General features: G+C 70.4%; 12 protein-coding genes. 7 read left to right on the top strand and 5 right to left on the bottom strand.

The window, feature by feature from the left end; all coding sequences use genetic code 11:
- Positions 1 to 85 precede the first annotated feature (85 nt).
- Positions 86 to 574: a GNAT family N-acetyltransferase gene (locus HV824_RS08185; RefSeq protein ID WP_176420757.1), complete on the top strand. Its 489-nt coding sequence runs from the start codon at positions 86 to 88 to the stop codon at positions 572 to 574.
- 96 nt (positions 575 to 670) lie between these two features.
- Entirely contained in the window at positions 671 to 2,131 is a 1,461-nt protein-coding gene (locus HV824_RS08180) for a serine hydrolase (protein WP_176420758.1), read from the top strand.
- Between the two features lie 79 nt (positions 2,132 to 2,210).
- Here HV824_RS08180 and HV824_RS08175 read toward each other — a convergent pair whose 3' ends face one another.
- The gene (locus tag HV824_RS08175) at positions 2,211 to 3,899 is read right to left on the bottom strand and encodes a glutamine--tRNA ligase/YqeY domain fusion protein (protein ID WP_176420759.1); all 1,689 of its coding nucleotides are present in this window, start codon (positions 3,897 to 3,899) and stop codon (positions 2,211 to 2,213) included.
- Positions 3,900 to 4,098: 199 nt separating this feature from the next.
- A complete protein-coding gene (locus tag HV824_RS08170; RefSeq protein WP_176420760.1) occupies positions 4,099 to 5,256 on the bottom strand; it encodes a glycosyltransferase in 1,158 nt (385 codons plus the stop codon).
- Between the two features lie 197 nt (positions 5,257 to 5,453).
- Here HV824_RS08170 and HV824_RS08165 point away from each other — a divergent pair, with 197 nt between their 5' ends.
- Complete coding sequence (locus HV824_RS08165) at positions 5,454 to 6,347, top strand: alpha/beta hydrolase (protein ID WP_176420765.1); 894 nt, start codon at positions 5,454 to 5,456, stop codon at positions 6,345 to 6,347.
- Here HV824_RS08165 and HV824_RS08160 read toward each other — a convergent pair.
- Entirely contained in the window at positions 6,317 to 7,066 is a 750-nt protein-coding gene (locus tag HV824_RS08160) for an arginyltransferase (protein ID WP_176420761.1), read from the bottom strand. The genes HV824_RS08165 and HV824_RS08160 overlap by 31 nt on opposite strands.
- Before the next feature lie 198 nt (positions 7,067 to 7,264).
- Between HV824_RS08160 and HV824_RS08155 the strand changes: the two genes are divergently transcribed.
- The 3 genes from HV824_RS08155 (at position 7,265) to HV824_RS08145 (ending at position 9,875) form a co-directional block, all read left to right on the top strand.
- A complete protein-coding gene (locus HV824_RS08155; protein ID WP_176423025.1) occupies positions 7,265 to 7,519 on the top strand; it encodes a hypothetical protein in 255 nt (84 codons plus the stop codon).
- A 65-nt stretch (positions 7,520 to 7,584) separates the two neighbouring features.
- Positions 7,585 to 8,436, top strand: coding sequence for a glycosyltransferase family 2 protein (locus tag HV824_RS08150; RefSeq protein WP_176412023.1), 852 nt, complete (start codon positions 7,585 to 7,587; stop codon positions 8,434 to 8,436).
- Positions 8,433 to 9,875 (top strand): pyridoxal-dependent decarboxylase, encoded by a 1,443-nt coding sequence (locus tag HV824_RS08145; RefSeq protein WP_176420762.1) that lies wholly within the window; start codon positions 8,433 to 8,435, stop codon positions 9,873 to 9,875. The genes HV824_RS08150 and HV824_RS08145 overlap by 4 nt, the downstream gene beginning before the upstream one ends.
- Here the strand turns inward: HV824_RS08145 and HV824_RS08140 are convergent.
- Entirely contained in the window at positions 9,865 to 11,163 is a 1,299-nt protein-coding gene (locus HV824_RS08140; protein ID WP_176420766.1) for a carbamoyl-phosphate synthase, read from the bottom strand. The genes HV824_RS08145 and HV824_RS08140 overlap by 11 nt on opposite strands.
- A 160-nt stretch (positions 11,164 to 11,323) precedes the next feature.
- Positions 11,324 to 12,142 carry a methylase gene (locus HV824_RS08135; protein ID WP_176420763.1) on the bottom strand — a complete coding sequence of 273 codons (819 nt, stop codon included), beginning with the start codon at positions 12,140 to 12,142 and terminating at the stop codon, positions 11,324 to 11,326.
- Positions 12,143 to 12,243: 101 nt separating this feature from the next.
- Between HV824_RS08135 and HV824_RS08130 the strand changes: the two genes are divergently transcribed.
- Positions 12,244 to 13,104 carry a hypothetical protein gene (locus HV824_RS08130; protein ID WP_368738038.1) on the top strand — a complete coding sequence of 287 codons (861 nt, stop codon included), beginning with the start codon at positions 12,244 to 12,246 and terminating at the stop codon, positions 13,102 to 13,104.
- Positions 13,105 to 13,107 lie beyond the last annotated feature (3 nt).

The raw sequence follows: 13,107 nt of genomic DNA, 5'->3' as shown, positions 1-13,107 counted from the left end.
CCGCCAAGCCGCGCATTCCGACAAGGCCATCGCTCGGTGAAGAAGCCCGTTATAGGAAGGGGCCGTCCCACCGCTTGGAGCCGCCATGCCCGTCACCCTCCGTCCCGCCAGGTCCTCGGATGAGCCCGCCCTGGGCCGCATGGGCGCGGCGCTCGCCCGGCAGCACCACGCCTTCGACTCCGCGCGCTTCATGCTCCCGGACGACGTGGAGTCGGGCTACCGCTGGTGGCTGGGCCGCGAGGCGAGGAAGCCCGACGCCGTTGTCCTGGTCGCGGAGCTGGACGGCGAGCTCGTGGGCTACGCCTACGGCCGCGTGGAGGGCGTGGACTGGAATGCCCTGCTGGACCGCAGCGGCGGCTTCCACGACCTCTGGGTGGAAGAGCAGGCCCGCGGCGCGGGCGTGGGCGTCCTGCTCGCGGAGGAGATGATGAAGCGCCTGACGGCCCTGGGCGTGCCGCGCGTCGTCCTCCACACCGCCGCGCGGAACGCGACCGCGCAGCGCCTGTTCGCGAAGCTGGGGTGGCGCCCCACCATGGTGGAGATGACGCGCGAGGCGCCCGCGGCGAAGGACTGAACCTCCGCCAGCGGCGCCACCTCCCCGCGTCCGAGGAGAGCGGATGCAATCATCCGACCACGGAGACGTACTGGCCGCGATGAGAGGGAGGTCGGAATGAACTGGCTGAGCGGACGCCTCAGGTGCGTCGTGGTGGCATGGGTGCTGGTGGCGTCGCTGGCGGAGGCGGCGAACCGGAAGCAGGAGGTGGACCGGTACATCAGCGGGTTCCACCAGAAGGGCCTGTTCAACGGCACGGTGCTCGTGGCCAATGAGCAAGGCCTCCTCCTCAAGAAGGGCTATGGCTCCGCGAATTTCGAGTGGAAGGTGCCCCACGCGCCGGACACGAAGTTCCGCATCGGCTCCATCACCAAGTCCTTCACGGCGACCGTCATCCTGCAGCTCGTCGCCGAGGGAAGGCTCCAGCTTGATGACCCCATCACGAAGCACCTGCCGGACTACCGGGGTGACACCGGTGGGCGCGTCACCATCACCCACCTGCTGAACCACACCTCCGGCATTCCCAGCTACACGTCGGCCCCCCACTTCAAGGCCGACTCGGTCAACCCCTACGGCGTCGCGGAGTTCGTGAAGAAGTCCTGCAGCGGCGACCTGGCGTTCGAGCCCGGCACGAAGTACGCGTACAACAACTGCGGCTACTACCTGCTGGGCGCCCTCATCGAGCAGCTCACCGGCCAGACGTATGCGCAGGCCGTGCGGGCGCGCATCTTCGGGCCGCTGGGCATGAACGACTCCGGCTATGACGTCACCGCCACGGTGCTGCCCAAGCGCGCCAGCGGCTACACGTCCACGCCAGGCGGGTACGTCAACGCGCCCTACCTCGACATGGGCCAGCCCTATGCCGCCGGCGCGCTGTACTCGACGGTGGAGGACCTGTACCGCTGGGACCGGGCCTTCTACGGCGACACCCTGATGCCCGCGGAGCTCAAGCAGAAGATGCTCACCCCGGGCCTTCAGCACCATGGCTTCGGCTGGGTCATTGCTCCCCTGCAACTGCATGACGGCAAGACGCAGGTTCCGGGCATCTTCCACAGCGGCGGCATCAACGGCTTCTCCTCCCTGCTGGTCCGCGTGCCCGAGCGCAAGGAGGTCGTCATCCTGCTCGACAACGCGTCCCACGGCGGCCTCCAGGAGATCGCGGGCGGCGTGCTGAGCATCCTCCATGGCATCGCCCCACGGCCGGCGCGGATGCCCATCGGCAAGGTGCTGGTGGAAGCCCTCGGCAAGGGCTCCGCCGCCGAGGCCATCGCCACCTACCGCGCGCTGAAGCAGACGAAGGGAGCCCAGTACGACTTCGGCGAATCGCAGTTGAACACGGTGGGCTACCACCTCCTGCGCGGCGGGCGCGTGGCGGACGCCATCGAGGTGTTCAAGCTCAACGTGGAGATGTTCCCCCAGGAGGCCAACTGCTACGACAGCCTCGGCGAGGCCTACGCCGCCCACGGCGACAAGGAACAGGCCATCGCCCACTACCGCAAGTCCCTGGAGCTGGACCCCAAGAACGAGAACGCGGTGAAGGTGCTCAAGGCGCTCGAGCAGCCCGCCGCGACGCGGTAGGCCGCGAGCCTCCCGACGAAAGCACCGGGCCGGGTGCCGCCAGCGTGGGCGGCACCCGGAAGGCGGCGCGCGCCAGGGACTACTTCCCCTTGGCCTGCTCCTTCGTCCACGAGTCCTTCAGCGTCACCGTGCGGTTGAAGACGGGCTTGCCCGGCTTCGAGTCCTTCGGGTCCACGTAGAAGTACCCGGTGCGCTCGAACTGGTAGCGCGACTCCACGGCGGCATCCGCCAGCATCGGCTCGACGCGGGCGTCACGCAGCGTCTGCAGGCTGACCGGGTTGAGGAACGTGGTGAAGTCCTTGGCCTCGTCCGCGTCCGGCGCCTCCACGGAGAAGAGCCGGTCATAGAGGCGCACCTCCGCGACGGGCGCGTTGCCCGGCACCCAGTGCAGCGTGCCCTTCACCTTGCGGCCGTCCGGCGCGTTGCCGCCGCGCGTGGCCGCGTCGTACGAACAGCGCAGCTCCACCACGTTGCCCGCGGCGTCCTTGATGACCTGCTCGCACTTGATGAAGTACGCCGAGCGCAGCCGCACCTCCTTGCCGGGCGCCAGCCGGAAGAACCCCTTCGGCGGGTCCTCCATGAAGTCGTCCGCCTCGATGTACAGCTCGCGCATGAAGGGCACCTGGCGCGTCCCCAGCTCCGGCTTCTGCGGGTGGTTCTGCACCTCCAGCAGCTCCGTCTGCCCCTCCGGGTAGTTCTCCAGCACCACCTTCAGCGGGCGCATCACCGCCATGGCGCGCGGGGCCGTCTCGTTGAGGTCCTCGCGGATGCACAGCTCCAGCAGGCTCATGTCGATGAGCTGCTGCGCCTTGCCCACGCCCACGCGCGTGGCGAAGTCCCGGATGGACGCCGGGGTGAAGCCACGGCGGCGCAGGCCGGCGATCGTCATCATCCGGGGGTCATCCCACCCCGTCACGAAGCCCTCCGTCACCAGCTTGAGCAGCTTGCGCTTGCTCATCACCGTGTAGTTGAGGTTCAGCCGGTTGAACTCGTACTGGTACGGCCGGTCCCCGGCGACGAGGCTGCGGACAATCCAGTCGTACAGCACGCGCCGGTTCTCGAACTCCAGCGTACAGATGGAGTGGGTGATGCCCTCAATCGCGTCCGACAGGCAGTGCGCGAAGTCGTAGAGCGGGTAGATGGGCCACGCGTCGCCGGTGCGGTGATGGTGGGCGCGCCGGATGCGGTAGATGGGCGGGTCGCGCAGCACGGGGTTGGGCGACGCCATGTCAATCTTCGCCCGCAGGGTGTGCTGGCCGTCGGAGAACTCGCCCGCGCGCATGCGGTGGAACAGGTCCAGGTTCTCCTCCACGGAGCGCTCGCGGTACGGGCTGTTGCGCCCCGGCGTGGTGAAGTCGCCGCGGTACTCGCGAATCTCCTCCGGGGACAGGCTGCACACGTACGCCTTGCCCTGCTTGATGAGCTGCACGGCGAAGTCGTAGAGCTTCGGGAAGTAGTCGGACGCGAAGAACTTCCGGTCCGCCCACTCGAAGCCCAGCCACTTCACGTCACGCTGGATGGACTCGACGTAGTCGGTGTCCTCGGTGACAGGGTTGGTGTCGTCGAAGCGCAGGTTGCACTTGCCTCCGTATTGCTGCGCCAGCCCGAAGTTGAGGCAGATGGACTTGGCGTGGCCGATGTGGAGGTAGCCGTTGGGCTCGGGCGGGAAGCGGGTGTGCACGCGGCCCGCGTGCGTTCCCTTCCGCCGGTCTTCCTCGATGATTTCCTGGAGGAAGTTCAGGCCCTGCGTTTCGTTCGTCGTCGTCATGATGGGGGTGAATCCTCGTGAAGCAGCCGGGGGCCGGCAAGGGATTCCTACCTCAGGTGCCGCCCGGCCGGGCCTCCAGACGAAGGCTTGCGCCTTGAAGCGCGCGGAGACCGCGCCCGAAGCCGTAGGAGAGAACCCCGGCGGAGGCCCACTTCATCCCCCCGTCCGGAAGGCGAGGGGCCGGGCCCCTCTCCCTCTGTCAGAGGGACGCGAGCAGCGACTCCCAGTCCTTCAGGGCGCGGTCGGCGGACAGCTCCTCGGCGCGGCGCCGGGCCCGGGCGGACAGGTCGGCCCGGTGCACATCGTCCTGGACGATTCGCGCCAGGGCGTCCGCCAGCGCCTGGGGCTGCTCCATGGGCACCAGGGCGCCGTGCTTGCCATGCTCCAGCACCTCCGCGGGGCCGGAGGGGCAGTCGGTGCTGACCACGGGGCAGCCCAGGGCCAGCGCCTCCAGCAACACCATGGGCAGCCCCTCGAAGCGCGAGGACAGGGCGAAGGCCGCCGCCCGCCGCATCAGCGCATGCGGGTTGGGCGCGAAGCCCGGCAGGAAGACGGAGTCCTCCACGCCCAGCGCCTTCACCAGCGCCTTCAGCTCCGCCTCCAGCGAGCCCTCCCCCAGGATGAGCAGGTGCTGGTCCACCCCGGCCTGGCGCATCAGCGCGTGGCTCCGGATGAGCACGTCGAAGGCCTTCTGGTGCTCCAGCCGTCCCACGGCGATGACCACGGGCTTGCGGAAGAGGGGCTCCGCCCAGTCCGGCAGCGGCTGCTCACCGGCGGCGCGCACGCGGTCGCCATCCACGAAGTTGGGGATGACGTGGAGCTGCTCCGGCCGCACCGGCACCAGGTCCTGGAAGGCCTTCGCGGAATCGTGGCCGCACGCGACGATGCGGCTCATGCGCGGGTAGAGCCACCGCAGGCCCCAGAGCTGCCGCCGGGGCTGCTCCAGGTGGAAGGCGCCCCAGTCGAAGTGAATCATGCCCACCACGGGCTTGCGCAAGAGCCGCCCCACCAGACACGCCAGCAGCGCCGCCCGGCCCTCCTGCCCCGCGACGATGACGTCCACGTCGCGCGCCTCGCGCACCAGCCGCCAGAAGAAGCGCGGCAACATGCCCCGCCGATACTCGAAGGCGTCGGTGCCCCAGACGACTTCGGTGCGTCGCGGAATCCGGTCGCTCTGGCTCTTCGGATGGGGCCGGTGGTGGAAGAACATCTTCGTGTCGAACCGGCTGGGGTCCAGCCCCGCCAGCACGTTGCACACGGACCGTTCGATGCCGCCCGAGCCCAGGAACACCAGCGTGAACAGCACCCGCTTGCGCGCGGCTACTGGAGGCGCCTCGCCCTGTGTCGTTACGAGCATCACCCGCACTCTCGCGCGCTTCGAGACACCGCGGTCCAGAACCTTCGGAGTGACAGGGCTCCCCCGGCTCCAACCTGACCCACCTGCGGTGTAACCAACTTGCATTCGCTCCGCCACCCCCCGGCTCAGCTAGGGTTCGCTTTATTCCAAGCCAATTCTAGATATCCGTGAAAACACGCACCCACTTCCGCTGCCTCATGGCGCTGGCGCCCCTCTGCGTGTTGCTCGCCGCCGCGGGGTATCTCGTGGTCAACGGTCACCGCATCGGCCAGGGCCTGCTGCATCCGCAGCCCGTTCCAGTGACACGTCCCCTGAGGGAGGCGGCGTTGTCGCCGCTGGAGGACGTGGCCTTCACCACGTCCGACGGCGTGCCGCTCAAGGGCTGGTACGTGCCCTCACGCAACGGCGCCGCGGTGGTGCTGGTGCACGGCTTCGCGGACAACCGCGCGCAGCTGCTCTTCGAGGCCCGGACGCTCGCGGGCGCGGGCTACGGCGTGCTGCTGTTCGATTCGCGCGCGCACGGCGAGAGCGGCGGCGACACGGTGACGTGGGGAGACCGGGAGCGGCGCGACGTGACGGCGGCGCTGGACTTCGTCGCGCGGCGCCCGGACGTGGACCCGGGACGGCTGGGCCTCTTCGGCTTCTCCATGGGCGGCACCACGGCGCTGCTGGTGGCCAGCGAGGACGCGCGGGTGAAGGCCGTGGCCGCCGCGGGGGCCTACCCCGCGCTGGAGGCGGACATCTACGCGGGCTATGGCCGCTGGGGTGCGCTGAGCGCGGAGCCCGTGCTGTGGACGCTGCGCCGCGCGGGCGTGACGGTGGACGCGGTGCGCCCCATTGACGGGATGTGCCGGCTGGGCGGCCGGCCGCTGCTGCTGGTCAACGGCGACGTGGACCCGGACGCGCCCGCGAAGCTCCAGGCCAGCCTCTTCCAGGCCGCGTGCGAGCCCAAGTCACTCTGGGTCGTCGAGGGCGCGGGCCATGGCCAGTACGCGCGCGTGGCGCCGGAGGAATACGCGCGCCGGCTGCTCCAGCACTTCGGCGCGGCGCTCGGCGTGCCTCACCCCTCCTCGGGCGGCGCCACCCACTGAGGCGCCGCGTCCAGCGCGGGGCGGTCCTCCAGCAGCTCGTGCGGACGGAAGGCGCCCTTGTAGCGCAGGGACGCGCACGCCAGCACGCGGTAGCCCAGGTAGACGTGGGGGATGCCCCGCGCCTTCGCCAGCTCCACCTGGCGCAGCACGTTGGCCGTGCCCAGCGACAGGCGCGCGTAGGCGGGGTCGTAGAAGAAATACACGGCGCTCCAGGCGCGCGGCGTCTCGTCGCAGATGCCCACGCCCACCAGCCTGGGGCCGCCCTCCGCGCCGTCGTCGTACCACGCCACCTCGCGCGCGGACGGGTGCGGATAGGAGAACTGGAGCGAGTACTCTCGCGCGGTGATGGGCGACGGCGCCCACTCGCGCGCCACCTCACGCTCCGAATGCCACTGGCGGTACAGGGCCAGCCGCGCGTCATCCACGCGCGGCGGCCCCACCTCCACGCGCAGATGCGCGCACGCGGCACGCGCCCGGCGCTGGCTGCGGTTGGGCTGGAAGCCCTCCACGGGGAGGCGCAAGGACACGCAGGCCTGGCAGTCCGCGCAGGCGGGCCTGAAGTACACCAACCCGAAGCGACGCCAGCCACGCACCAGCAGGTGCTCGTACTCCTCCGGCGTGACGTCCTCCAGCACGAGGTTCTCGAGCGAGGCCTGCCGCGCTGGCAGGTAGCTGCAGGCCCGGGGCGGCTCGACTTCGTGTGCCAGGAGGAACGCCATGCGTGGCCTGTTCCTGTCGCGCCCGCCGCCCGGCGTCAAGTCTGACCCGGTGTGTCGAAGCCTCCGCTTCCGGGCAGACACCCGCTCCTCAGAGGGAAAGGCGTCCTCCACGGCAGGCCCGTCTGCCCAGCCGGCAGGCTGGCATGACGTCTGCAAAGCCAACGGCCAGCCTCACGGAGTCGAGGCAGGAGGATGACCATGGCCCGCCACCGCACGCAGCCTTCGCTGAACCGCCTGTCGCGCTGGGATTTCGGTCGAGCGGACAGGAAGGTCCGTGCGGCCACTGGCAGCCATGACTGGGTGGTACTGAGCGCTACACCCCACTCGCGTCCGAGTGGGAATCGCCAGAATCCGGACATTCCTGTCGTACTCGCGGCGGTTCGCGCGCAGGTCGCGGTCGACCCGGCAGAGGCGCATGGAGTGGATTTCGACCTGGCGTTCGCCAGCTACTGAAGTGACTGGATGGCGCGCGGGCTGGCGGCTTCTCAGGCGTGGCCGCCACCGCGTATAAGTCCGCCATGTCCGTCATTGACGTCTCGGTGGTGATGCCCACCCACAAGCGGGAGAAGGAAGTGGTGGAGGCCATCCGCTCGGTCCTCCGCCAGGAAGGGGTGAGCGTCGAGGTCGTCGTCCTGGACGACACGCCCGAGGGCACGGCGCGCGAGGCGGTGGAGGGGCTGAAGGACGAGCGGGTCCGCTACCTGGTGAACGACCCGCCGTCGAAGGGCCGCCCCGCGGTGGTGCGCAACCACGGCGCCACGCTGGCCCGCGGCCGCTACCTGCACTTCCTGGATGACGACGACATGCTCGCGGAGGGCGCGCTGCACGCCATGGTGAGCGCGCTGGACGCGCGGCCGGACGCGGGCGTGGCGGTGGGCTGGGTGGTGCCCTTCGGCGACGACGCGGACTGGCTCAAGGACAAGAGCGCCTACTTCGAGTGGGCCGCCCAGGTGGGCGCCAGCACCCCCAACAGCGCGTGGACGGTGGCCCACATCCTCTTCCGCGGCACGCTGTATGTGAACTCCGCGTGCATGGTGCGCCGCGAGCACTTCGCCCCGCTGGGCGGCTTCGACGCCAGCATCCCCGTCTACGAGGACGTGGACTTCTACCTGCGCGGCATCCGCGCGTTCGGCCACGTCTACGTCAACCGGCCCATCCTGCACTACCGCACCGGCCGGCCGTCGCTGATGCACAACCTGGGCAAGGACGGCACGCTGGTGGTGCAGTCCAACGAGATGATTCACGGCAAGTACCGCAAGGCGAACGGCATGCTGGAGTACCGCCTCATGCAGGCCGCCCTGCGGGTGCTGCCCTTCGAGGTCGCCCGCCGGCTGCCGCTGCGCCTGCGCAACCAGGGGCGCGCGTCATGAGCCTCAAGAGCCGGCTTCTCGGGACCGCCAGGCGCCAGGTGAAGCAGACGCTGCGCCCGGTGCTCCAGCGGGCCATGGCCCCCGCGCGCAACCACATCCCCGCCTCGCACTGGGGCCTGCGGGATGTGCCCGGCCAGGGCCTGAGCCTGGAAGGCGTCCCGCTGGCGCAGCTGGTGGAGCGCTGGGGTTCGCCGCTGCACGTCGTGCACCTGGCGGCGCTGCGCCGCAACGCGGAGCGCTTCCTCGCGGTGCCGCCGGGGCGCACGGGCGGCTGTGAAGTCTATTACTCGTACAAGACGAACCCGGTGCCCGGCGTGCTGTCCTTCCTGCACGGCCTGGGCGTGGGCGCGGAGGTCATCTCCGCCTACGAGATGTGGCTGGCGCTCAAGCTGGGCGTGCCCCCGGAGCGCATCGTCTACAACGGCCCGGTGAAGTCGGAGGCCTCCGTGCGCGAGGCCATCTCCCGGGGCATCCAGCTGCTGGCCGCCAACCACGCGGAGGAGATTGCCGTCTTCGCCCGGCTGGCCGCGGAGCTGGACCGCCGCCCGCGCGTCGCGGTGCGGGTGACGACGGGCAGCGGCTGGACGGGGCAGTTCGGCACGCCCATCGCGGGAGGCGCCGCGCTGCGGGCCTACCAGCAGGCGCGCGGCTCGAAGCACCTGGACGTGGTGGGCCTGCACGCGCACCGTGGGGAAACCCTCCGCACGGAGGGCGACTTCACGGCCTTCGTGGAGTCGGTGCTCGACTTCACGGACACGCTGCACCAGGAGCTGGGGCTGGATTTGGAGGTGCTTGACTTGGGCGGCAGCCTCAACACGCCCACCGTCGAGCACATCGCCGAGCGCGACTGGCGCCTCAACCTCACCTTCTTCCGCGACGTGCCCGCGCCCGACCCGGCGGCGTCGCTGTCCATCGACCGCTACGTGGCGCTGGCGGTGGAGCTGGTGGAGACGCACTACGCGCGCCGCGGACGTCAGCGGCCCCGCATCTTCCTGGAGCCGGGCCGCGCCATGACGGGCGACACGCAGCTCCTGCTGGGCCGCGTGCACGCGCTCAAGGCAGGGGAAGACAGGACGTGGGCGGTGCTGGACGCCGGCATCAACCATGCCGAGTGCGTGCGCAACGAGTACCACCAGCTCTTCCACGTGAACCGGCCGGACGCGCCGGCCGACAAAATCTACACGGTGGTGGGCCCCATCTGCACGCCGGGCGACACGCTCTACCACGCGAAGCGGCTGCCCGACCTGCGCGTGGGAGACACGCTGGCCATCATGGACGCGGGCGCCTACTTCGTGCCCTTCGCCACGTCCTTCTCCTATCCCCAGCCGGCCATCATCGCGCTGGAGGACGGGAAGGAGCGGCTGCTGCGGCGCGCGGAGACGTTCGACGACCTGGTGACGTTCGACGCGCCGGACAGCCGCGCCGCGCTCACCGGTTGAGCACCATCATCCGGAGGAAGGCCCGGGGGTGGCGCGCGGAGCCGTAGAGAATCTGCGCCACCTCCACCGCGGTGGGCATCAGGTCATCCGAGTCGATGAGCGGATCCACCGCCACCCCCTGGTGCGTCTCCAGCCAGCGCCGCCACTGGCGGGCCTCGTCCTCCGGCAGCGCGCCGGACAGCCGCTGGAGGTTGAGCAGCATCTCCAGCGCGATGCGGTTGCAGAACACCTCGCCGTTGCCGCGCCAGTCACGCGCGGCCCGCAGCTCGCGGCGCAGGGCGTCCCGGTCCCCCAGCGCGGCGTGGTAGGCCAGGAGCGGCAGCGGCAGGCCCCGGGCGATGTCGAAGCCCATCTGCCCGTAGTAGCGGGGGTTGAAGTCGATGAGGAGGAAGTCGTCCTTCGTCTGGATGAACTCCACCTCGAAGACGCCGTGGTAGCCCAGGCGCTTGCACAGGCGCTGGAGCCCCGCGGCCAGGTCCTCGCGCACCGGGGCGGACTCGAAGCACACGCCCACGCCCAGCCGCCGCGGGCGCTGGAGCACCTTCATGGCGCCGCGCACCTCGAACAGCTCGCCCGTCTCGTCCACGAAGCCGGAGAGGCTGTAGATGCCCTCCGCCGCCTCCGGGTGGAACTCCTGCACCATGGGGCGCGACACCGCGGGGTCGAAGCGCACCAGCATGGGGGCGTAGCCGTCCCGCGAGAAGGCGCGGTACTCCTCCGCGAGCTGCTCGGGCGCCTGCACCGGCTGCCCCTTGCGGTGGGTGGAGTAGAGAATCTGCGTGGTGGGCTTGATGAGGACCGGGAAGCGCGCCTCGCGCGACACCCCGTCCAGGTCCGCTTCCGACGCCGGGAACCAGGTGCGCGGCAGCGTCAGGCCCACCGCCTGGCCCGCTTCGAAGAGCTTGCGCTTGTTGAGCAGGCCGTAGACGGCGTCGATGCCCGGGTCGTAGAGGTGGAAATACTCCGACAGCGCCTCGCGGTGGACGGACACCAGCCACGCCAGCTCGTCACTCGTCGGGTAGAGCACGTGCCGCATCGGCTCGCGGCGGCCCAGGTCCATCAGCCATTCGATGAAGGCCTCGGCCTGGGACTCCGGAGGACACTGCACGCGGCGGCCCACGAAGCGAGACCAGCTCGCCGGCCCCAGCTTGCCGGGGTCCGCCACCGTGACGTCGATGCCGTTGCGCCCGAAGCAACGCGCGGCCGCGAGCGTGCCGTAGAAGCCCGCAGAGAAGAGCAGCACGGACGGACGGACGGCCATTCGAACCCGGGGTGCCTGCTCCAACATGACGGTGTCGTTCTCCCGCTGCGTTCCCGACACGCCTCACGCGAAGGAGAGGCGGTGCCGTTCCAAGTCCTGGTCACGCGAAGGATAGCCGCACACCACCCCACTTGGCTTCCCTCGACTGCGCCCTCTCCTTCTCTGAGAAAGGCACAGCACCCTGTCGTCAAAAACAGACACCCCCCTTGGGCCTCCAAACAACGTAGCCCTGGGACACGAGCCACGGGTCGGCCTCCACTCCCTCCACGCGCGCGGAGAGCCCCAGCGCGGCTTCGCGAAACGCATCAGGCGGGTGCGCATGGCCCGCGGCTCGCGCCTGCTGCCAGGCGGCGCTCCACGCGGAGAAGAAGTCATGGATGGGCTCACCCGGACGCACCCGGCGGCGCAAGTCCCGGGGCAGCCAGTCACGGAAGAGCATGGGCGCGAAGCCGAGGCTGAAGTCGGTGTGGAACAGGAGCGCTTCGCGCCGCGGCACCTCCGCCTCCTCCCCGACGCCGCGGCGCAGCAGGTGCGCGGACATCACCGCGCCCGTCGCGTCCGCGCTGCCCTCCACCAGCAGGCCCGACGGCAGCAGGTAGCTGGCCAGGGTGCGGTGCACCTCGGGGACGCGCTCGGGAGGCCCCTGGCGAAGCAGGTTCATGGCGCGCACCAGCCGGGCGGGCTCGTCGGGGCGCAGCGGCAACGCGAAGCCACCCTCGCGAAACGACGTGCGGGCCTCCGCGTCCACCTGCGCCGCCCGCGCGCGCTCCGCGTCCAGCTCCACGCCCACCACGGCGAGCTCCGGGTTGAGCGCGCGAAAGGCCTGGGCGCTCTCCAGCGTCGTCCACGGGTGCTCGCCGAAGCCCACGTCGACGAAGACGGCGTGGGCCCAGGGCCCGTCACGCCGTTCGAGCAACGGGCGCTCGAAGCGGCACAGGTACGTGTCCAGCGCGCGCAGGCGCCCGCGCGCGGTCCGCCCGCGTGTCTTCGTGTCCAGCGGAGGCATGGTGCGCTCTTGGGTGAGTCTGGCGTCGCCGTCAAGCCCAGCCTGTGCGGTGCCGCTCCGGATTTTCGCCGGACGCGGCGGGCCCCTAGAGTGAGGGGACCGTGGAAGCCCCCGCCGTGGCGCACGAGGAAGCACCGCCGCTCGTCGACCCCGCCTGGCTGGAGACGCCCGACCTGCGCTCGGACGTGCTGCCACCGGAGACGCCCGCCTGGGACGTTGACGCGGAGGAGGCCGCGTTCGAGCACCGCCTGCGCACCTGGGCCATCCCCGTGGCCCTCCTGGTGTCCTACGGGGTGCTGAGCGGCAACTTCGGCGCCTTCGCGGCCCGTCTCATCACCATGCCGTTCCATGAGTTGGGCCACGCCATGACGGCCTGGTTCTGCGGCCGGTCCGCGTTCCCATCGCTGTGGGTGACCGCCCTCTTCGGCCGCTCCTATTTCCTGGCGCTGATGCTCGCCGCGGCGCTGGGCGCGTGGGCGTGGTGGGGGTTCAGGCGCCGCCAGTGGCTGTGGGTGGCCTGCGCCGCCGTCCTGCTGGCGCTTCAAGCCGTGGGAACGCTGCTGCTGTCACCGCAGACGGTGGACATGCTCATCACCTTCAACGGCGATGGCGGGATGATGGTGCTGGGCACGGTGATGATGCTGACCCTCTACGCCCCGGCGGGCAGCTACCTCCACAAGCAGGCCCTGCGCTGGGGCTTCCTGGGGCTCGGCGCGCTGTCGCTCATGGACGGCTTCCTCACGTGGTGGGAGTCGAAGAAGGACTTCAGCGCCATTCCCTTCGGCAGGATGGAGGGCGTGGGCCTGAGCGACGCCAGCAAGCTGGTGGGGATGCCCCACGACTGGGGCGAGCACCAGCTCATCGGCAGGTACCTGACGCTGGCCACCGTGTGCTTCGCGGTGGTCGCCGGGGTGTACGTGGTGCAGCTCGTGCGCGGCAGGTCCCGGCTCGCCGCGCGCTGAGTG

Origin of the sequence: Myxococcus sp. AM009 (assembly GCF_013372605.1) — a bacterium.
GTDB lineage: Bacteria > Myxococcota > Myxococcia > Myxococcales > Myxococcaceae > Myxococcus > Myxococcus vastator.
Note: the sequence above shows the minus strand (reverse complement) of the source record. Positions and strands in the feature narration are given on the sequence as shown.

Bases quoted from the DNA above. Each gene is read 5' to 3' on its own strand.
- HV824_RS08185 (WP_176420757.1), top strand. From the start codon at position 86: ATGCCCGTCACCCTCCGTCCCGCCAGGTCCTCGGATGAGCCCGCCCTG.
- HV824_RS08180 (WP_176420758.1), top strand. From the start codon at position 671: ATGAACTGGCTGAGCGGACGCCTCAGGTGCGTCGTGGTGGCATGGGTG.
- HV824_RS08175 (WP_176420759.1), bottom strand. From the start codon at position 3,899: ATGACGACGACGAACGAAACGCAGGGCCTGAACTTCCTCCAGGAAATC.
- HV824_RS08170 (WP_176420760.1), bottom strand. From the start codon at position 5,256: ATGCTCGTAACGACACAGGGCGAGGCGCCTCCAGTAGCCGCGCGCAAG.
- HV824_RS08165 (WP_176420765.1), top strand. From the start codon at position 5,454: ATGGCGCTGGCGCCCCTCTGCGTGTTGCTCGCCGCCGCGGGGTATCTC.
- HV824_RS08160 (WP_176420761.1), bottom strand. From the start codon at position 7,066: ATGGCGTTCCTCCTGGCACACGAAGTCGAGCCGCCCCGGGCCTGCAGC.
- HV824_RS08155 (WP_176423025.1), top strand. From the start codon at position 7,265: ATGGCCCGCCACCGCACGCAGCCTTCGCTGAACCGCCTGTCGCGCTGG.
- HV824_RS08150 (WP_176412023.1), top strand. From the start codon at position 7,585: ATGTCCGTCATTGACGTCTCGGTGGTGATGCCCACCCACAAGCGGGAG.
- HV824_RS08145 (WP_176420762.1), top strand. From the start codon at position 8,433: ATGAGCCTCAAGAGCCGGCTTCTCGGGACCGCCAGGCGCCAGGTGAAG.
- HV824_RS08140 (WP_176420766.1), bottom strand. From the start codon at position 11,163: ATGTTGGAGCAGGCACCCCGGGTTCGAATGGCCGTCCGTCCGTCCGTG.
- HV824_RS08135 (WP_176420763.1), bottom strand. From the start codon at position 12,142: ATGCCTCCGCTGGACACGAAGACACGCGGGCGGACCGCGCGCGGGCGC.